We start from the raw sequence: 14,653 nt of genomic DNA, 5'->3' as shown, positions 1-14,653 counted from the left end.
GTCCGGCAAGGGGACCGGATACTCGTTTCCCGCTCAAACGATCACCGGTTAACCTCCAGCCCGCACGTGTGATCAGCGGGGGAAGGGCGGGGGACGTGGCCGAGAGCGGGGCCGGATCCGGGACGGGCGTGAACGCGGCGGCGCAGGCCGTCATGGCGGTGGTGCTGGTCGGAGGGCTGGCCGCCACGGCATGGGCGACCAGGGATTCCTTCGACACGAAGGCCGCGGACCCGAAACCGGCGGTCTGCCCGTCCGGATCGGAGAGCCGGTCGGAGGCGGACGACACCGGGGCGCGGCTGTGCCGGGCGCTCAACCGGCCGGACCTGCCGGCACTCCTGGGAACGCCGCAGGACATGGTGCGCAACGCCTCGGGCAAGGGCGCCGAGTTCACCGATGCCGGCGGCAGGAAGACAGTTTCCCCCGAGGCGGAGGTCGGGCTGACGACCCACTCCGTGAAGCTGTCGGCGTCTGCCGGCGAGCTCAAGGTCGGCGAGATGGCGGGTCTTCTGGGAGCGTCCGTCGAACGTACGACGGTCCTGGGCCACCCGGCGGCCCTCTACTCGGACCGGACCATAGCCCTCACCTTCAGGCTCGACGGCGGGAAGAGCACGGCGGGCCGGGGAGGGATCGCGCGGCGGCTGCTCGTCGCCAAGGGCCCCGGGGACGCGGGTGGTTGGTTCGAGGTCGTCGTGTGGCGACAGGACGACAGGACGCCCGATGACGCGGCGCTGTTCAGCGTCGCCGAGCAGGTGCTGCCGGCGGCTCCGGGGTGGGCCGCCGGATGACCGAGTCAGAGCCGGAGCCGGGCACGGAGCCGGGCACGGGAGCGGGACCGGAAGTGGGAGCGGGACGGGGAGCCGGAGTGGGACGGGGAGCGGAAGCCATGTGGAGTGGTGACGAGCTGGATCTGGACGCCTACCTGGCACGGATCGGATGGGGAACGGAATCGGCCTCCCGGGAACTCCGGCCGGATCTGGGGACGTTGTACGCAGTGCACCGCGCCCACACCGCCGCCGTCACCTTCGAGAACCTGGACGTGCTGCTCGGCCGCCCCGTCGAGCTGGACGTGAAGGCGATCGAGGGCAAGCTCGTGCACGCCCGTCGCGGCGGGTACTGCTACGAGCAGAACTCGCTGCTGGCCGCTGCCCTGGAGCGGATCGGCTTCGAGGTCTCCGGGCGCGGTGCCCGAAACCGCACCCGCGGCGATTCCCTCACGGCCGTGACGCACGCCGTCCTCGTCGTCACGGTCGAGGGTGAACCGTGGCTCTGCGACGCCGGGTTCGGCTACCAGGGGCCCCGCGAGCCCGTCCCGCTGGGGCGGCCCGGTGGTGAGGTGCGGCAGGGGGAGTGGACGTACCGCGTCCGCGAGGAGGAGGCCGGTGTCCTCGTGCTGTGCGTCCTGCGCGGGGGAGCGTGGCGGGACTTGTACGCGTTCTCCCCGCAGCGCTACCACCCCGTCGACTACGTGGTGCTGAACCACTACAGCTCCACGCACCCCCGATCCGCCTTCGTCTCCCGGGCCATCGTGCAGCGCCCGGGCGACGCGGTCCGCCTCGCGCTGGTCGGGCGCGAGCTCACCAGGCTCCATCCGGACGGGCGGGTCGAGCGGGAGGACGTGGGCCCGGACGAGCTGATCGCCGTGCTCGACAGGGAGTTCGGCCTTCGGCTGTCCGGGCGGGATGAGGCGGAAGTGGTGCGGATCCACCGCGCCGGGGACTGACCCGGGACGCGCCGGGCCCGTACGATGGCGCAGTGCTGGTCAAGTGGATTCGCTGCACGGTGACGGACCGACGGGGGTTCGAGCGCGGGCAGCGAAAATGGGCGGGGCTGCCGGGCGAGCCGGGATTCCGGGGGCAGGGCGGCGGCTGGAGCCGGGGCCGGCAGGGGGTCGCGCATGTCTTCGCGTTCTGGGAGAGCCGGGCCTTCTACGACTCCTTCATGGCCCGCAGCCACGATCGACTGGCCGCATCGCAGAACGGCACCTACACCGACCTGCGCGTCACCCTCTTCGACCACCGCTTCGACGTGAAGACGGGGTTCGAGCCCCGGTTCACCGACGCCGATGTCGTACGCGTCGCGCACACCAAGATCCGGGAGGGCCGGGTCGACCACTTCGCCCTCATGCAGGAGAAGGTGTGGAACCCGGCCATGGCGGGCTCGCCCGGGATGATCCGGGGCCTCTTCGGCGAGGCGCCCGGCCGGGAGTTCCTGGTGCTGTCGATGTGGCACGCGGCGGCCGAGCACGGCAAGTACCGGCAGGAGCGAGTGGAGCGGCTCTCCCTGAGGGCCCAGATCCAGGCCGATGTGGAGGCCCTCACCGGCGACGTCGTCGATCTCGAACCGTCCTGGACGGTGTGAGCGTGTGACCGTGTGGCAGCGCGGCGGTAGGGATGTACGACGAACGCCGGCTGGGCCGGGCCCTGACCGGCGTGCCCGTCGATCGGCCCGCCGGTGGCCGAATAGGGTCATGGGATGTCTCGACCACGTCGCATCGTCCTTGTCCGACACGGGGAATCGGAGGGTAACGCCGACGACTCGGTGTACGAGCGCGAGCCCGACCACGCCCTGCGGCTCACCAAGAAGGGGCGCGAACAGGCCGTGGCCGCCGGTGAGCGGCTGCGCGAGCTCTTCGGCGACGAGACGATCAGCGCGTACGTCTCCCCCTACCGGCGAACCCTGCAGACCCTCCGGGAGCTGCGGCTGGACCCGACCCGCGTCCGGGTGCGCGAGGAGCCGAGGCTGCGCGAGCAGGACTGGGGGAATTGGCAGGAGCGGGAGGACGTACGGCTCCAGAAGGCGTACCGGGACGCGTACGGGCACTTCTTCTACCGGTTCGCGCAGGGGGAGTCGGGCGCCGACGTGTACGACCGGGTCGGGTCCTTCCTGGAGAGCCTCTACCGCAGCTTCGAGGCCCCGGACCACCCCGAGAACGTGCTGCTGGTGACGCACGGGCTGACGATGCGACTCTTCTGCATGCGGTGGTTCCACTGGTCGGTGGCCGAGTTCGAGTCGCTGTCCAATCCCGGGAACGGCGAATACCGGGTCCTCATGCGCGGTCCGGACGGCCGCTACCGGATGGACCGCCCGTTTGAGCGGTGGACCACACCCGAGCCTTATGACCTCGACGGCTAGAGTGGCCCGCGATGACGCCTGATTCCACTCCCGAACGGCGCTACGCACGCGCCATGTCCAGCCTCAGAGGGCTGGCCCTGGGGGACGCCCTGGGCTCCCAGTACTTCGTCCCCGTGAACTACCCGCTGCTCAAGCGGCGCGAACTGCCCGCCGGTACCGAGACGTGGCAGTGGACCGACGACACCGAGATGGCCTGCTCGGTCGTGGCCGTGCTGGCCGAGCACGGCCGCATCGACCAGGACGCGCTCGCGAGCTCCTTCGCGCACCACCACGACTTCGACCGGGGCTACGGACCCGCGGTCAACCGGATGCTGCGGCTGGTCCGGGAGGGCGAGGACTGGCGCACGCTGGCCGCCGAACTGTTCAACGGGCAGGGCTCCTGGGGCAACGGCGCCGCCATGCGGATCGCTCCGCTCGGCGCCTGGTACGCCGACGACCCCGAGCAGGCCACGCACCAGGCGGAGATCTCGGCCTACACCACCCACCAGCACCGCGAAGCGGTGTGCGGGGCCATGGCCGTCGCCGCCGCGGCCGCGCTCGCGGCGGATCCGACCGGCCCGCCGAAGGCCTCCGACCTGCTGGACGGCGTGATCGCCCTGGTGCCGCGCAGTGCGGTGGGCGCCGGGCTGCGCCGGGCGCGGGACATGCTGGACTACGGCGACGCGACCACGGTCGCGGCGGTCCTGGGCTGCGGGCGGCGCACGAGCGCCCACGACACCGTGCCCTTCGCCCTGTGGTCGGCGGCGCGTTCGCTGCAGGACTACGAGCGGGCGTTCTGGACCACCGCGCAGGTGGGCGGCGATGTGGACACGACCTGCGCGATCGTCGGTGGTGTGCTGGGCGCGCGCGGTGACGAGGTGCTGCCGGCCGCGTGGCTGGCGCGCACGGAGGCTCTGCCGGCCTGGCTCCCGGAGGCGGCGTCGAGCTGACCGGTGTCCGGCCCTGATCCGCCGGACACCCCGGGTCCTGCCCGAGTCGGGCTGGGGGCACCCCTGTTGGGGTGCCCCTTTCGTTTGTCACGGTCCTGCCACAGGCCCTTTTGATCCTGTTCAAAACCCTCCTGCCTCGGCCTACGCTGTCCGCTCAGCCGCCCCGGACCGAAATACCGGGGCGGCCTGCTGGGAGGGGATCTTGATGTCAGAGAACACCGACGGCGTGGATGAAACCGCGTCCGAGTCCGCCGGTGGGGCGGCGAATCCGGTCGAACCGCCGCTCGCGGCGCCCGGCCCGCAGCCCGGAGCGTCCCCCGCCGCTCCGACAGTCCCGCAGCCCGGAGCGTCCCCCGCGGCCCCGACGGCCCCGCAGCCCGGAGTGCCCCCCGAGATCGCCGCCCAGATGGCCTGGCAGGCCCACCAGCAGCGGGCGCGCGCGGCCGCCCTCGCCAAGGCCTCCGCCCCGCCCACATGGGTCGTACGCATACGTCCCGCCGAAGCCGCTCCCGTACGGGTCGCCACGCTCGTCGCCGCCCTCGTGGCCGGCCTCGCCACAGCCCTGCTGCTCGGCGACGGTCTCGGCCCCGGCCTGCCGCTCGCGGTGCTGCCCGCCGTCGTGGCCGCCTACTTCGCCGCCCGCGCGGCCGGTCGGGGACCCCGCCCGTGGACCCTGCTCTGGGCGGTCGGCTGCCTCGCGCTCCTCGTCGTACCGGCCCTGCGCGACTCCGCCTGGCCGGCCACGCTCGCGATCCTGGCCGCCGTTCTGCTCGGCGCGCTCGCCCTGCACGGCGGCCGGACCTGGCCCGGGGTGCTGCTCAGCCCGCTCGGCCTCTTCGAGTCCGCCGTGACCGGCACCGCTTGGGCCTGGGCGGGCCTGCGGTCGCGCAGCGGGGGCATCAGCAAGGACCGCTGGCTGCCCGTTCTGAAGGCGACCGCCGTGGCCGCCGGGCTGCTGGTGCTGTTCGGCACGCTCTTCGCCTCCGCGGACGCCGCCTTCGCCGACCTGCTGGGCGACCTCATGCCGGACGTCTCCGTCGGGGAGGGTCCCTTCCGGACCGTCCTCTTCGCCCTCGGCGCCGTCCTCGCGCTCGCCGCCGCCCGCACCGCCGCGGCCCCGCTGCGCTGGGACCGGATCGAGGTCACCCCGGGCAAGCCGCGTTCCCGCGTCGAATGGGCGCTCCCGCTCATCGTGCTGAACCTGCTCTTCGCGGGCTTCAACGCCGTTCAGCTGGCCGTCCTGTTCGGCGGCTACGACAAGGTCCTGAGCAGCACCGGGCTCACCTACTCGGAGTACGCCCGGCAGGGCTTCTGGCAGCTGCTCTGGGCCACCCTGCTCACCCTCGTCGTGATCGCGCTCGCCCTGCGCTGGGCCCCGCGCGCCGGGGCGGCCGACCGCCGCTTCGTCCGCGTCGTCCTCGGGGTGCTGTGCGCGATGACGCTGGTGGTCGTGGCCTCCGCGCTACGCCGGATGGACCTCTACGTGGACGCGTACGGACTGACCAGGCTGCGCCTGTCGGTGGCCGCGATGGAGCTGTGGCTCGGGCTGGTCATCGTACTGATCATGGCGGCGGGGGTGTTCGGCGCCCGCCAGCTGCCCCGTGCGGTCGCGGGCAGTGCCGCCGCGGCCGTCCTCGCCTTCGGCCTGCTGTCCCCGGACGGAATGGTCGCCGAGAACAACGTGGCCCGCTACAAGACCGACGGCAAGATCGACCTCGCCTACTTCCAGTCCCTGTCGGCGGACGCCGTGCCGGCCCTCGACGGGCTCCCCGAACCCCAGCGGTCCTGCGCCCTGCGGGGGATCAACGACGAGATGTCGAAGGCCGGGGACGTCCCCTGGTACGCGATGAGCCTGGGCGAGTACCGCGCCCGGAAGATCCTGCGGGAGCGGCCGGTGACCGCTTCGTACGAGGAGTGCTCGCGCCTCGGCGCCTTCGGCAGCCGCATCGAGTACTAGCAGCCGGTGTACGAGGGGCCGGGCTCGGGATCGCTTCCCGGCCCGGCCCTCGTACGGCGTACGGCGCTCAGGCGGCCGGACCGGCCTTCGAGGCCGCGCCGTTCAGGGCGTCCAGGTCGCTCTTGCGCACCCGGATCACCAGCAGGGCGGTGGCCAGGGCCAGTCCCGCCATCGCCACGGCGGCGAGGAACGCGGTGGAGATGCCATGGGCGAGCACGAGGTCCCCCCAGGGGTCGGGCAGCCGCCCGGACTCCTTGGCCGCGGCCAGCTGACCGGGATCGGCCTGGGCGATGAAGGCCTGGGTCTGCTTCTCGGCCTCGCCGCGGGTGGCCGTGCCGAAGACGGTGACCAGGATGGACAGGCCGAGCGAGCCGCCGACCTGCTGGCTGGCGTTGAGCAGTCCGGAGGCCGCGCCGGCCTCCCTGGGTGCGACGCCGGAGACCGCGGTGAGGGTGAGCGTCACGAAGTTCAGGCCCATGCCGAAGCCGAACAGCAGCATGGGGCCGAGGACCCCGGAGACGTACGAGGAGTCGGTCCGAAGGAAGGTCAGCCAGGTCAGCCCGGTGCCGACGAGGGCCGTGCCGGTGACCATGAAGGGCTTCGGGCCGAGGCGCGGCAGGAAGCGCTGCGAGAGGCCCGCCGCCGTGATGATGGCGGCGGTCACGGGCAGGAAGCCGAGCCCGGACTGGATCGGGCTGAAGCCCAGCACGTTCTGCACGAACTGGACGATGAAGAAGAACATGCCGAACATCGCCGCGGCGAGGCTGAGCATGATCACGTATGTGCCGGCGCGGTTGCGGTCGGCGAACATCCGCAGCGGGATGATCGGTTCGCGGGCCGTCGACTCGATGGCCACGAACAGTGTGAGCAGGACGACGGCCGCGGAGAACGAGCCGAGGGTGAGCGAGTCGCGCCAGCCGTCCTCGGAGGCGCGGATGAACCCGTAGACGAGCGAGGCCATGCCGCCGGTGGAGGTGAGTGCGCCGGCGACGTCGAAGCGGCCGGGGTGACGCTCGGACTCGCTGATGTAGAGCGGGGCGAGCACCGCGATCAGCACACCGATCGGCAGGTTGACGAAGAAGACCCAGCGCCAGTCGAGCCACTCGGTCAGCATGCCTCCCGCGAGCAGGCCGATCGCGCCACCGCCCGCCGAGACGGCGGCGAACACCCCGAAGGCCCGGTTGCGTTCGGGGCCTTCCGCGAAGGTGGTGGTGATCAGTGCGAGCGAGGTCGGTGAGGCGATCGCGCCGCCGACGCCCTGGAGGGCGCGGGCCGCGAGCAGTTGCCAGGGCTCCTGGGCGAAGCCGCCGAGGAGGGAGGCCAGGGTGAAGACGAGGATTCCCGCCATGAAGACGCGGCGCCGGCCCAGGATGTCGCCGGCCCGGCCGCCCAGCAGGAGCAGGCCGCCGAAGGTCAGGGTGTATGCGCTGAGCACCCACGAGAGGTCGGTGGTGCTGAAGGCGAGGGCGGTCTGGATGTGCGGGAGTGCGATGTTCACGATGGTCGCGTCGAGGACGACCATGAGCTGACAGGCGGCGATGACGGTGAGCGCCACTCCGGGGCGCCCCTCGCGGCGGGCCGCTCCGGGTATTCGCGGTGTGGCGAGTTGAGAGCTTGTCACTGAGGATCCCCCCACCAAAGTGAGTGAACGCATCCGTTCACTTCGGCCTACGGTAGGAGTCCGGTCTTAGGGAACGCAAGCGTTCACTAAGGTTGAAAATGCGTGCGAGGGGCGCGCGGTGGGCGTGCGGGCCGGTGGGAGGTTCGGATGATGGTGGGTTCGCGCTGGTCGGCGGCGTCACCGGGGCGCAGACGGGGGCCCGAACTCGAACGGGCGATTCTCGAAGCCGCGTTGGAGCAACTGAGCACGGTCGGCTGGCACGCGCTCACCATGGAGGGCGTCGCGGCGGGTGCGCGGACGGGCAAGGCCGCGGTCTACCGGCGCTGGCCCTCGAAGGCGGACCTTGTGGCCGATGTGCTGCGGTCCGGTCTGCCGCCGATCGGCGCGATTCCCGACCGCGGATCGATCCGGGAGGACCTGTTCCTCCTGTGCGTGCGGATGCGCGACGTCATGTCCTCACGGGCCGGGCTGGCCCTGCGGTCGGTCCTTCACGAATGCGACCCCGCGCATGGTGCCCGCTTCCAGGGGGTCATCCGGTCGGGGCTGCACGAGCCGGCCCAGGAACTGATCGGGGAACTGCTGGCGCGCGGCATCGAAAGGGGCGACGTCCGGTCGGACGCCATCGGTCCGTACGTCGTGGACGTCATTCCGGCGCTGCTGATGTACGGGGCCAAGATGCGCGGGAGCGAATGGGCGGACGCGGAGATCGGGGCGATGATCGACGAGGTGATGGTTCCGGCGCTCAGAATGTGAGACGGGGCGCGGGGCGCGGAGGGGAGCGAAGACGGCGCGGGAGCCGCGCGGAAGCGGCGCGGAAGGGGCGTCGGAGCGGTCGGGAAATGCCGCGGAACCGGTGCGGGGCCGGGGGAGAAGCGGCCTGGTGGGCGGCCTCGCGACGGTCGCCCGGCGGGCCCGGAGGGGGTCTCGCGCCGGCCCGGACGGGGTCTCGTCGCGGGCCGCGCGGGAGCGGGAGCCGGGCCGGGGTGTGCAGGCGGCGCGGGGCGGCGTAACCTTGCTGGCGCCATGCCGTACGAAGCACCCACCCACACCGTCGAACGCTCCCTCCGTGCAACCACCGGCGCCAAGGTCATCGCCGGGGTCGACGAAGTCGGACGAGGGGCCTGGGCCGGTCCCGTCACCGTGTGCGCGGCGATCACCGGTCTGCGCCGGCCGCCCGCGGGTCTCACCGACTCCAAACTGCTGACGCCCAAGCGACGCGACGCCCTCGTCGAGGTCCTGGAGGACTGGGTCACGGCGTACGCCCTCGGCGACGCCTCCCCGGAGGAGATCGACGCGCTGGGCATGACCGCGGCCCTGAGGCTGGCGGCGGAGCGGGCCCTGGAGGCCCTCCCCGTGCGGCCCGACGCGGTGATACTCGACGGCAAGCACGACTATCTCGGCCCGCCCTGGCGGGTTCGGACGGTGATCAAGGGCGACCAGTCCTGCGTCGCCGTAGCGGCGGCCTCGGTCATCGCCAAGGTGAGGCGTGACCGGATGATGGCCGAACTCGGCCAACAGGGCGACGGGATCGAAGACTTCGGTTTCGCCGCCAACGCCGGATATCCCTCGCCCGTACACCGGGCGGCACTTGAGGAACGGGGACCCACCCCGTACCACCGGCTCTCGTGGTCGTACCTCGACGCGCTGCCCCGGTGGCGCCACTTGAAGAAGGTGCGCCGCAGCGAGGAATCGATGGAGCTGGAAAACGGAGGCCAACTCGGCTTCGATTTCTGATCGCACCCATGTGCCACCAGCCGGTACGTTTCGTACCGGTGTTTGATAGACATCAACCCGCCTCTCACCCCGCCATCGAGGAGCCTCAGATTCACGAGAGTGCCCAGGGTCCCCGCGTCACGCCGGCCGCCGGCCGCACCGCGCCGACCCCCCGCCCCGTACCTGGTCCGCGTCCCGTAGCCGTACCGCGGCCCGGACGCCCCGGTCCCGCCCGGCCCGCACCGCCCGCGCAGCGTGCGCCGCAGGCCACCACCGGACCCGTTCCCGCAGCCACCGCCGCACCGTCCGTCTCGGCCGCGGTGCCTCAGATCCAGCTGATCCCGGCTTCCGCCGAGGGCGCGCTGGATGCGGCCGAAGAGGCCGTCGACCTGCTGCTCGACACCGGGCGTGCGCCCGGTGACATCCTGGTTCTCACCACCGGCGACCTGCACCCGTGGGCCGCGCACGAACTGTCCTTCGGCGAGGCCGCGTACTGGGCCCTCCACGACGCCGAGGACGACGTCTTCTACGCGGACGCGGCGCAGGTCCAGCGCGCGGCGGGGCGTCCCGTCGTGGTCGTCGCGGCCAACGGCGGAGAGGACGGCGTGCTCGTCGGAAGCCTGCCGGTCGCGCTCGCGCGGGCCGGTGCGCTGCTGATCGTGTGTGGCGACGCGCAGCAGATCAACTCCGTGCTGGGTGCGGGCGTCTGACGCCCCGTACCCGGGTACGGGCGTGGGGCGGGGCGGGGCGCGAGCCCGCCCCGCTGAAGCCCGAGGCCTGACCCGCCGTACGCCCGCTCCTGGGTGTACGGCCGTTGGGCCTGCCTACGCACGGGCCGTTGCCGTGGAACCCTTCGCCTCGCAGGGGAGGTCGCCGCGCGCGGTGGTCAGCGTGCCGCGATGGTCAGCGAGCCGCGGTCCGGCGCAGGGCCTCGGCCGCGCCGCCACCGGTGTGCAGGGCGACAGGGGCGAACTCGGCGACGGTGTCGCCGAGGCGTTGGGGCCGAGAGTCGGAGCTGGGCCGTCGGCCGCCCCGGCCCTCGCCCAGTACCTGCCAGCCGTCGCGGGTGAGCGTGATGTACGCGCCGCACCGCAGTCCGTGGAGGGTGCAGGCGTCCCGCAGTCCCCACATCCAGGCCCCGTCCTCCTCGGTCCACCGCTCGTCCCCGTCACGGCAGTAGAGGAGCACTGCGGTCCGCACCGGGGTGCGTCGCCGCAGGTCGTGCGGGAGAACCCGGCGGAGCTGGGACAACAGGGCGTTGCGGTACTCCCAGCCGTCGGCCGTGGCCGATCGCTGTACGAAGGACGCGCTCGCAACGAGTTGCTCCTCCGGGCCGAGGACTGCGATGACCGCCGTCGACGGCATCGGGGCGTGTCGGGAGTGCAGGCCACTGACGACTTCGCGCGGATTGCGGAGCAGGGGAATGCCCGACGCCGTCCATTCGGCGGGTTCCAGCAGTCTGCCGTGCCGGCTGGTGCCGCCGGTGGCCATGGTCAGTGACGTGGTCGAGGGCTGGGCGGATCCGAAGGTCACGGTCCTCCCTTCGGGTACCGCCCGCGGACGGGCACTGCTGGAGTTCGGGCGCGCCGCAGCACGGCCCAGGAGAGCGCCGGGGAGCCGAGCGGGAGCAGTGCAATTCTCGCGTGGCCTCCGAGCATGCGGCAACGAGCAATTGCCGTCGCCGACCGGAATCCAACGGTATGCCGTTCATATCCTTGCCCCGCCACGCCGAAGATGACGCATTCGGCTACCCCTGGAGCGCCAGCACCAGGGGGAACACCTCGCGCGCGCCCGCCCGTCGGAGCAGCCGGGCGGCCACGGCCAGGGTCCAGCCGCTCTCCGCGCGGTCGTCCACGAGGAACACCGGACCTGCTGCCTCTGCCAGTGTCGCGGCCAGGGCGGGCGGCACGGTCAAGGCCTGGTGGAGCCCCCGCACCCGCTGAGCGCTGTTGGAGGACGGAAGTCCGAACTCCGGTGCCTGATCCGTGTACGCCATCGTCCCGAGCAGCGGCATGCGCCCGATCTCCGCGATCCGAGCGGCCAGTGAACCGACTAGCTGGGGCCGGGAACGCGAGGGCAGGGCGACCACGCCCACCGGCCGTGCGGGCGCTTCCGGAGCCCCCGAGGCCCAGCCGCCCGGGCCCCGGGCCCAGTCGGCCAGGACCGCCACCACGGCCTGTGTCACATCGTCCGGAACTGGCTGGTCCGCGGAGTGCGGGGCGAGCATCGGGCGCAGCCTGTTGCCCCAGCCGATGTCCGACAGCCGACCCAAGGCCCGGCCCGTCGAGGCCTGTTCCCCGGCGGGGATGCGTCCCTTGAGGTCCACGCCGACCGCGGTGAGGCCCGTCGGCCACATCTTGCGGGGCTCCAGCTCCACGCCGGGCCTGCCGAGTTCGCCTCGGGCGGTGTCCAGGGCGGTGCTGGAGACGTCCGCGGTGAACCGGGCTCCCGCGCAGTTGTCGCAGCGGCCGCAGGGCGCGGCCTCCTCGTCGTCGAGCTGGCGGCGCAGGAACTCCATGCGGCATCCGGTGGCCGCCGCGTAGTCCCGCATCGCCTGTTGCTCGGCGGCCCGTTGGCGGGCCACCCAGGCGTAGCGCTCGGCGTCGTACGCCCACGGCTCGCCGGTCGAGGTCCAGCCGCCCTTGACCCGGTGCACGGCGCCGTCCACGTCGAGCACCTTGAGCATCGTCTCCAGACGGGTGCGGCGCAGGTCGACCAGCGGTTCCAGGGCGGGCAGCGACATCGGGCGGCCGGCCTGGGCGAGGACGTCGAGGGTCCGGCGCACCTGCTCCTCCGGTGGGAAGGCGACGGAAGCGAAGTACTGCCAGATCGCCTCGTCCTCACGGCCCGGCAGCAGCAGCACCTCCGCGTGTTCCACTCCGCGGCCCGCGCGACCGACCTGCTGGTAGTAGGCGATGGGGGAGGACGGCGAGCCCAGGTGCACGACGAACCCCAGGTCGGGCTTGTCGAAGCCCATGCCGAGGGCGGAGGTCGCCACCAGGGCCTTGACCCGGTTGGCCTGGAGGTCCTCCTCGGCCTGCTGCCGGTCGGCGTTCTCCGTCTTGCCCGTGTACGAGGCGACGGTGTGACCGCGGTGGCGCAGGTACGCGGTGACCTCCTCGGCTGCCGCCACCGTCAGCGTGTAGATGATTCCGGAGCCGGGGAGCTCACCGAGGTGGTCGGCGAGCCAGGCCAGCCGGTGCGCGGCGTCGGGCAGGGTCAGTACGGCCAGGCTCAGGCTCTCGCGGTCCAGCGGGCCGCGGAGCACCAGGGCGTCCGTCCCGGCTCCGGTGCCCAGCTGTTCGGCCACGTCGGCGGTCACCCGCGCATTGGCCGTGGCGGTGGTGGCCAGGACCGGGACACCCGGCGGGAGGTCGGCGAGCATGGTGCGCAGCCGGCGGTAGTCGGGGCGGAAATCGTGTCCCCAGTCGGAGATGCAGTGCGCTTCGTCCACCACGAGCAGTCCGGTCGCGGCGGACAGCTTGGGCAGTACCTGGTCGCGGAAGTCGGGGTTGTTGAGCCGTTCGGGGCTCACCAGCAGGACGTCGACCTCGCCCGCCGCCACCGCGGCCTGGATGCCCTCCCACTCCTCGGGATTGGCCGAATTGATGGTGTGTGCGCGAATTCCGGCCCGGGCCGCGGCCTCGACCTGATTGCGCATCAGCGCCAGCAGCGGGGAGACGATCACGGTGGGGCCGGCGCCGGCCGCCCGGAGCAGCGATGTCGCGACGAAGTAGACGGCGGACTTGCCCCAGCCGGTGCGCTGCACCACCAGCGCCCGACGCTTGTGCGCGACGAGGGCTTCGATCGCGAGCCATTGGTCCTCGCGCAACCGGGCGGTGCCCGTGGGGTCGCCCACGAGACGGGCCAGTACGGAGTCGGCCGAGGACCTCAGGTCTGCGTTCATGCCCCCATGCAACCCGATGTCTCTGACATCGCGCCAATGCGGGCTGCGTCCTGTGGACGTTGAACCGTAAAACAGTTATCCACAGGGCTTTCGGGATCGGATCACCGCCGGGATCTTCGTGGCATGACGAACAGCCACGAATCACGCACCCCGTCCGAGCGGCCCTCCGTCAGCACGTCCGGAGCCGCGACCGAACCACAGATCACCCTGCGCAGCCCGGCCGAACTGGCCGACGCGCTGCCCTACATGCTCGGGTTCCACCCGACCGATTCCCTCGTCATGGTCGCCGTGCACGGCGAGGGCGGCCGCTTCGGCGGCCGGCTCCGCGTCGGCATTCCCACCGCCACCGCCGAATGGGAGGACACCGCACGCCAGGTCGCGGACTGCCTGATCCGCGGCAGCGCACGGCGCGGCGGCAAGCCCGACGGCATCGTCGTATTCCTCTGCCAGGAGCCGCGCGGGGAGGAGAGCGGGCAGCGGGTGATGACACGGCTGCGCCCGCTCGCCCAGCGGATCAGGCTGGCCTGCGGCGAGCTGGACGTGCCGGTACTGGAGGCCCTGTGCCTGTCCGCGGGCCGGTTCTGGTCCTACGTCTGCCCCGACGGGCGCTGCTGCCCGGCCGAAGGCAGCCCGATGCCCGCCGTGGGGACCTCGGTGCTGGCCGCCGAGGCCACCTTCGCGGGGCTCCAGGTCCGGGGCTCCCTCAGGGAGATCGAACGGCGGCTGGCGCCGCTGGGCGGGGCCGTCGCGGAGGAGATGGAACGGGCCCTGGACCGGGCCGCCGGGGCCCTGGTGCCGAAGATCCTCGACGGGGCGACCAGGGAGGAGATCGGCGCCGAGACCGTCGCACTGGCCGGGAGCCTGATGCGGCGCATGGCCCTCGCCCTGCCCGCCGAGGGAGGTCCACTGGCCGACGACTGGGACGACGCGCTGCTCACCCACGACGAGGCGGCCGCGCTGATCCTCGGCCTCCAGGACCGCCAGATCCGGGACGTCGCCGCCGAATGGATGGAGGGCGAGGAGGCCGCCCCCGCCCTGAGGCTCTGGCGTGCCCTGGCCCGGCGCTGCGTCGGGGCCTACGGCGAGCACGCGGCGGCCCCGCTCACCCTCGCGGGCTGGGTCTCCTGGTCCACCGGGGACGAACCGACCGCCCGCATCGCACTGGGCCTCGCCCTGCGGGCCGACGCCGAATACCGCTTCGCCCAACTGCTCCACCACGCCTGCAACGAGGGCATCGACCCCGAGGGGCTCAGGCAGTGCCTTCGGGAGGAGCGCAGCCGCCGCGAGCCACGGCGCGGGCGCCCGAAGGCGGGCAGCCGTCCGCCCGGCCGCCGGGAGCGGAGCACCAACCGCCGCCCGTCCCGCCGCACCACGAAGAGCGACCAGTGAGCCCG

13 protein-coding genes are annotated in these 14,653 nt (G+C 72.6%); 10 read left to right on the top strand and 3 right to left on the bottom strand.

Annotated elements, in window-relative coordinates; all coding sequences use genetic code 11:
• The first annotated feature begins 95 nt into the window (after positions 1 to 95).
• From ACFYYJ_RS33120 to ACFYYJ_RS33095, 6 genes are all read left to right on the top strand, one after another.
• On the top strand, positions 96 to 785 hold the full coding sequence (locus ACFYYJ_RS33120) for a DUF6215 domain-containing protein (RefSeq protein WP_389137843.1): 690 nt from the start codon (positions 96 to 98) through the stop codon (positions 783 to 785).
• Positions 786 to 883: 98 nt separating this feature from the next.
• Positions 884 to 1,720: an arylamine N-acetyltransferase gene (locus ACFYYJ_RS33115; protein ID WP_389137841.1), complete on the top strand. Its 837-nt coding sequence runs from the start codon at positions 884 to 886 to the stop codon at positions 1,718 to 1,720.
• A gap of 32 nt (positions 1,721 to 1,752) precedes the next feature.
• Positions 1,753 to 2,358: a YdbC family protein gene (locus tag ACFYYJ_RS33110; RefSeq protein ID WP_385125819.1), complete on the top strand. Its 606-nt coding sequence runs from the start codon at positions 1,753 to 1,755 to the stop codon at positions 2,356 to 2,358.
• Positions 2,359 to 2,472: 114 nt separating this feature from the next.
• A complete protein-coding gene (locus ACFYYJ_RS33105) occupies positions 2,473 to 3,132 on the top strand; it encodes a histidine phosphatase family protein (protein WP_385125817.1) in 660 nt (219 codons plus the stop codon).
• A gap of 11 nt (positions 3,133 to 3,143) precedes the next feature.
• A complete protein-coding gene (locus ACFYYJ_RS33100; protein WP_389137838.1) occupies positions 3,144 to 4,061 on the top strand; it encodes an ADP-ribosylglycohydrolase family protein in 918 nt (305 codons plus the stop codon).
• Between the two features lie 205 nt (positions 4,062 to 4,266).
• A complete protein-coding gene (locus tag ACFYYJ_RS33095; RefSeq protein ID WP_389137836.1) occupies positions 4,267 to 6,018 on the top strand; it encodes a DUF4153 domain-containing protein in 1,752 nt (583 codons plus the stop codon).
• A 67-nt stretch (positions 6,019 to 6,085) separates the two neighbouring features.
• On the opposite strand, the gene ACFYYJ_RS33090 is transcribed toward ACFYYJ_RS33095, so the two are convergent.
• Entirely contained in the window at positions 6,086 to 7,639 is a 1,554-nt protein-coding gene (locus ACFYYJ_RS33090) for an MFS transporter (RefSeq protein ID WP_385125812.1), read from the bottom strand.
• A 150-nt stretch (positions 7,640 to 7,789) separates the two neighbouring features.
• Here ACFYYJ_RS33090 and ACFYYJ_RS33085 point away from each other — a divergent pair, with 150 nt between their 5' ends.
• The 3 genes from ACFYYJ_RS33085 (at position 7,790) to ACFYYJ_RS33075 (ending at position 10,062) form a co-directional block, all read left to right on the top strand.
• Positions 7,790 to 8,392, top strand: a complete 603-nt coding sequence (locus ACFYYJ_RS33085) for a TetR/AcrR family transcriptional regulator (protein WP_385125863.1) — start codon at positions 7,790 to 7,792, stop codon at positions 8,390 to 8,392.
• A gap of 270 nt (positions 8,393 to 8,662) precedes the next feature.
• A complete protein-coding gene (locus ACFYYJ_RS33080; RefSeq protein ID WP_385125810.1) occupies positions 8,663 to 9,373 on the top strand; it encodes a ribonuclease HII in 711 nt (236 codons plus the stop codon).
• 8 nt (positions 9,374 to 9,381) lie between these two features.
• Positions 9,382 to 10,062, top strand: a complete 681-nt coding sequence (locus ACFYYJ_RS33075) for a hypothetical protein (RefSeq protein ID WP_389137834.1) — start codon at positions 9,382 to 9,384, stop codon at positions 10,060 to 10,062.
• Between the two features lie 193 nt (positions 10,063 to 10,255).
• Here ACFYYJ_RS33075 and ACFYYJ_RS33070 read toward each other — a convergent pair whose 3' ends face one another.
• Positions 10,256 to 10,885, bottom strand: a complete 630-nt coding sequence (locus ACFYYJ_RS33070; protein ID WP_385125807.1) for a hypothetical protein — start codon at positions 10,883 to 10,885, stop codon at positions 10,256 to 10,258.
• A 214-nt stretch (positions 10,886 to 11,099) separates the two neighbouring features.
• Positions 11,100 to 13,259: a RecQ family ATP-dependent DNA helicase gene (locus tag ACFYYJ_RS33065; protein ID WP_389137832.1), complete on the bottom strand. Its 2,160-nt coding sequence runs from the start codon at positions 13,257 to 13,259 to the stop codon at positions 11,100 to 11,102.
• Positions 13,260 to 13,382: 123 nt separating this feature from the next.
• On the opposite strand from ACFYYJ_RS33065, the gene ACFYYJ_RS33060 reads away from it, so the two are divergent.
• Positions 13,383 to 14,648 carry a DUF4192 domain-containing protein gene (locus ACFYYJ_RS33060; protein ID WP_385359718.1) on the top strand — a complete coding sequence of 422 codons (1,266 nt, stop codon included), beginning with the start codon at positions 13,383 to 13,385 and terminating at the stop codon, positions 14,646 to 14,648.
• The last annotated feature ends 5 nt before the right edge of the window (positions 14,649 to 14,653 follow it).

The sequence above is a fragment of the Streptomyces sp. NPDC002467 genome (assembly GCF_042889825.1).
In the GTDB taxonomy this organism is placed as follows: domain Bacteria; phylum Actinomycetota; class Actinomycetes; order Streptomycetales; family Streptomycetaceae; genus Streptomyces.
This window is presented reverse-complemented; position numbering and strand designations above follow the sequence as displayed.